General features: G+C 71.2%; 4 protein-coding genes. 3 read left to right on the top strand and 1 reads right to left on the bottom strand.

Going from position 1 to position 4412, the window contains the following annotated elements:
• The first annotated feature begins 213 nt into the window (after positions 1–213).
• From ABEA26_RS35175 to ABEA26_RS35165, 3 genes are all read left to right on the top strand, one after another.
• Positions 214–1155 carry an ABC transporter permease gene (locus ABEA26_RS35175; RefSeq protein WP_345598042.1) on the top strand — a complete coding sequence of 314 codons (942 nt, stop codon included), beginning with the start codon at positions 214–216 and terminating at the stop codon, positions 1153–1155.
• 182 nt (positions 1156–1337) lie between these two features.
• Positions 1338–3143 carry a dipeptide/oligopeptide/nickel ABC transporter permease/ATP-binding protein gene (locus tag ABEA26_RS35170; protein WP_345598044.1) on the top strand — a complete coding sequence of 602 codons (1806 nt, stop codon included), beginning with the start codon at positions 1338–1340 and terminating at the stop codon, positions 3141–3143.
• Positions 3140–3982, top strand: coding sequence for an ATP-binding cassette domain-containing protein (locus ABEA26_RS35165; RefSeq protein ID WP_345598041.1), 843 nt, complete (start codon positions 3140–3142; stop codon positions 3980–3982). Before ABEA26_RS35170 ends, ABEA26_RS35165 begins: the two co-directional genes overlap by 4 nt.
• Positions 3983–4046: 64 nt before the next feature.
• On the opposite strand, the gene ABEA26_RS35160 is transcribed toward ABEA26_RS35165, so the two are convergent.
• The gene (locus tag ABEA26_RS35160; protein WP_345598040.1) at positions 4047–4352 is read right to left on the bottom strand and encodes a hypothetical protein; all 306 of its coding nucleotides are present in this window, start codon (positions 4350–4352) and stop codon (positions 4047–4049) included.
• Positions 4353–4412: the final 60 nt, after the last annotated feature.

Genomic DNA, 4412 nt, shown 5'->3' with positions numbered 1-4412 from the left:
AAGGAGTTGCTTACGTGAATTGTCTTCCTAAGACCGCTTGGCCTCCGACTTGGTTAATTCTGTGGGTAGGGTGACCGTCGTTCTCGTCCACGGTCTCGCCGGGGACGTTCCTCCGCGCCTGAACAGGGCTCTCCCGACGCTCTCCCGACGGGCTTTGGCCCGGGCGCGATTCATGCCGGCCGATGCGGCCGCCGGTCACGGATACCGAGACTCATGTTGAACTTCATCGCACGCAGAATCGGAGCGGGAGCGGTGCTCCTTCTCGTCATCTCATTGCTCTCCTACCTGCTGTTGTCGATCCCTGACACCGACGTCGGCCGCCAACTGCTGGGGCCCGGCGCGCCACAGGGCGCCGTCGACGCCAGGAATGCCGAACTCGGTCTCGACCGGCCGGTGCTCCTCCAGTACACGGACTGGCTCACGCACGCCGTCGGCGGCGACCTCGGCACCTCCTGGTTCTCCAGCGAGGACGTCACCCTCGCCGTCGCCAACCGGCTGCCGGTCACCCTGAGCCTGATGCTCGGCGTCACCCTCGTGACGGCACTGCTGTCCCTCCTGCTCGGTGTCTGGGCCGGGGTGCGGCGCGGCCCCGTGGACCGCTTCGTCCAGCTCCTCGGCGTCGTCGGCTACGCGCTGCCCGGCTTCCTCGTGACCCTGGTCCTCGTCCTGGTCTTCGCCGTGCAGCTGAACTGGTTCCCGGCCATCGGGTACACACCCTTCACCGAGTCCCCCAGCGGCTGGCTGGCGACCGTGACCCTCCCCGTCGCCTCCCTCTCCGTGGCAGCCGTCGCGGGCGTCTCGCAGCAGGTCCGCGGCGCCGTCATCGACGTCATGCGCCAGGACTACGTGCGCACACTCCGGGCCCGTGGACTGTCCGAGCGCCGGATCGTCCTCAAGCACGTCCTGCGCAACTCCTCCGCCCCCGGGCTCTCCGTACTCGGCATGCAGTTCGTCGGGCTCCTCGGCGGCGCGGTGCTCGTGGAGCAGATCTTCGGGCTGCCCGGCATCGGCAGCATGACCGTCACGTACACCACCCGCGGCGACATTCCCGTGATCATGGCGCTCGTCATGCTGACCGTGATCGGTGTCGTCCTGATCAACCTCCTGGTCGACATCGTGATCGGCTGGCTCAACCCGAAGGCGAGGATCGCGTGAGCGAGAACCGCGAGAGCGCGAACCGGAAGAGCGCGAACCGCAAGAGCGACGACCGTGTACGCGACGACCGCCCGGCCCAGCCCTCACTGGCCACAGCACCAGCACCAGCACCAGCACCAGCACCAGCACCAGCACCAGCACCAGCACCAACGGCCCGTTCCCGGCGCGGCACGGCGCGGCGGCTGCTGCGCAATCCACTCGCTGTCGCATCCCTCACGGTGCTGGTCCTCCTGATCGCCGGCTCACTCCTGGCACCCTTCCTGGCGCCCCAGGGCCCGGCCGACTCCTCCCTCGCCGACGCCTTCGCCGGTCCGAGCCCCGCCCACCCCCTCGGCATGGACTCCGCCGGACGCGACATCCTGTCGCGCCTGCTCCACGGCGGGCGCAACACACTCGGCGGGGCCGTGATCGCGCTGGCCCTCGCGCTCGCCCTCGGAGTCCCGGCCGGCCTGTACGCCGGATACCGCGGCGGCTGGTTCGACGCCGCCGCCAACTGGACGGTCGACCTCGTCATGGCGCTGCCCGCCATGGTCGTACTGCTCGCCTCCCGCGCGATCCTCGGCCCGAACGTATGGGTCCTCATGATCGTCCTCGGAGTGCTCGCCGCGCCGAGCTTCTTCCGGCTGGTGCGCGGCATCGTCGCCAACGTCCGCGGCGAACTGTACGTGGACGCCGCCCGGGTCTCCGGCCTGTCCGACGCCCGCATCGTGGCCCGGCACGTCCTCACGGTCGTCCGGGGTCCGATCATCATCCAGACCGCCCTGGTCGCGGGCATCGCGATCGCCCTCCAGGCGGGACTGGAGTTCCTGGGCGTCGGCAGCGGCTCCGAGGCCACCTGGGGCGCCATGCTCAACGAGGCGTTCCAGAACATCCAGCGCGCGCCCGCTCTCCTGCTGTGGCCCGGGCTCGCCCTCGGCCTCACCAACGCCGCCCTCGTGCTGCTCGCCGCGGCGCTGCGGGACGTCCTGGAGGACCGTACGGGCCGGCAGACCGGGCGGGTCGGGCGCCGTGCGAACGCCCCAGTACCGCCGGCCGGGGCCGGGGCGGTGTCGTCGGCCGTGACCGGTACGGTGCCGCCGCCCAGGACCGGTACCGTGCCGCCGGCCGAAGCCAGTGCAGTACCGTCCCCCGGAGCCGGTACCGCCGAGCGCGCCGATCTCCTCTCCCTGCGCGGAGTCAGGGTCGCCTACGCCCAGCACGACGGCACCGACAAGGAGGTCGTCCACGGTGTCGACCTCGACGTCCGCCGTGGCGAGATCGTCGGCCTCGTCGGCGAGTCGGGGTCGGGCAAGACACAGACCGCGTTCTCGGTCCTCGGCATCCTCCCCGAGGGCGGCCGTCTCAGCACCGGCAGCATCCTGGTGACCGGCCGCGAGATCGCGGGGCTCGCGGAGCGGGAGCACCGTGCGCTGCGCGGCACGACGGTCGCGTACATCCCGCAGGAGCCCATGAGCAATCTCGACCCGGCCTTCACCGTCGGCAGCCAACTGGCCGAGCCGATGCGGCAGATACTCCGCCTGTCCCGCAAGGAAGCCGCCGAGCGGGCCGTCGAGCTGCTCCGCCAGGTCGAGATCCCGGCGCCCGAGCAGGTCGTGCGCCGCTACCCGCACGAGATCTCCGGCGGCATGGCCCAGCGCGTCCTCATCGCCGGCGCGATCTCCTGCGACCCCGCCCTGCTGATCGCCGACGAACCCACCACCGCTCTGGACGTGCGTGTCCAGGCCGAGATCCTCGACCTGCTGCGCCGACTGCGTGAGGAGCGCGGCCTGGGCGTCCTGCTCGTCACCCACAACCTCGGTGTGGTCGCCGACCTCTGCGACCGGGTCGCCGTGATGAACCAGGGCCGCGTCGTGGAGACCGGCACCGCCGAACAGGTACTTCACGATCCCCAGGACCCTTACACCCGCGACCTCCTCGCCGCCGTCCTCGACTCCGCCCCCGCAAGGGAACCCTGGCGGCCCCGCCCGACAAGGAGCGTCTCCGCATGACCACCGACCACGCCGAAGCCCTGCTGTCCGTACGGGATCTGCGGGTGTCGTTTCCCGGGAAGGGATGGCGGGCTCCGCGCACCGAGGTGCTCAAGGGCGTAGACCTCCACATCAGGCCCGGCGAGACACTTGGGCTCGTCGGGGAGTCCGGCTCCGGCAAGACCACCATCGGCCGCGCGATCCTGGGCCTGGTCCCCGTCGCCTCCGGAACCGTCACCTTCGACGGCGAACGCGTCGACACGGCGAGCACCGCCCGCCGCCGCGCGCTGAGCCGCGAGCTCCAGGTCATCTTCCAGGACCCCTACACCTCGCTGAACCCGGCACGGACCATCGGCGACACCCTCTCCGAGCCCCTCCTCGCCCAGGGGATCGACGCCCGCGACGCCCGCGGCAGGGTCGACGGCCTCCTGGAGCAGGTCCGGCTGCCGGGCGACGCCGCCGGCCGACTGCCGCGCGAGTTCTCCGGCGGCCAGCGGCAGAGGGTCGCCATCGCCCGCGCCCTGGCCCTGCGGCCCCGTCTCGTCGTCTGCGACGAACCGGTCTCCGCGCTCGACCTCACCACGCAGGCGACCGTGCTCGATCTCCTCCTGGACATCCAGGAGGAGACCGGGGTCGCCTACCTCTTCGTCTCCCACGACCTGTCGGTCGTCCGGCGCATGAGCCACCGCGTCGCCGTGATCCACCGCGGCGAGATCGTCGAGACCGGGGACGCGGACACACTCACCCGCACGCCGGACCACCCCTACACCCGGACCCTCCTGCTGTCGGCCCCCGTCGCCGACGTCACCGAGCAACGCAGGCGCCGGGAGCGGCGAACAGCTCTCGCCAAGTGCGAGTGAGCCCGGGGCGGACGCGCGCGGAAGAGTCCCCGCCCCGGGGCTCGCGCCGCGGCCCCGGGTGACGTCAGTCCGTACCGCCCGGCGCCGCGGTCCATCCGGACGTCCGGCAGTAACCCCGCTCGAATGCAGCCCAGAAATCCTCGTCGATCCCCGTGTCGGTGAACCAGCTCCAGTTGGTGTGGGCGACGAGTTGCTCGCGCCCGTCACGGCTGTTGAGTGCGTAGGTCAGGTAACCGGGTGCGGCGCCGCCGTGGCCGTACGCACGGCCGCAGTCGGTGGCGCAGGCGTAGATGCCCAGGCCGCAGGCGACGGCGGGCGGGGCGGCAAGGAGCACATGGAACGCATTGAGGCCATCACCTGAGTCCGTCATGGATTCCCTCTACGCGGCATGCCTGGATCGATATCGAGGGACGAGATCTACGGACTGAAC

The organism is Streptomyces marokkonensis, from assembly GCF_039539045.1.
In the GTDB taxonomy this organism is placed as follows: Bacteria; Actinomycetota; Actinomycetes; order Streptomycetales; family Streptomycetaceae; genus Streptomyces; species Streptomyces marokkonensis.
The sequence above is the reverse complement of the archived record's forward strand: the minus strand, read 5'-3'. Positions and strand labels throughout refer to the sequence as shown.

Excerpts from the sequence above, each read along its gene's own strand:
- ABEA26_RS35165 (WP_345598041.1), top strand. The coding sequence starts at position 3,140 with ATGACCACCGACCACGCCGAAGCCCTGCTGTCCGTACGGGATCTGCGG.
- ABEA26_RS35175 (WP_345598042.1), top strand. The coding sequence starts at position 214 with ATGTTGAACTTCATCGCACGCAGAATCGGAGCGGGAGCGGTGCTCCTT.
- ABEA26_RS35160 (WP_345598040.1), bottom strand. The coding sequence starts at position 4,352 with ATGACGGACTCAGGTGATGGCCTCAATGCGTTCCATGTGCTCCTTGCC.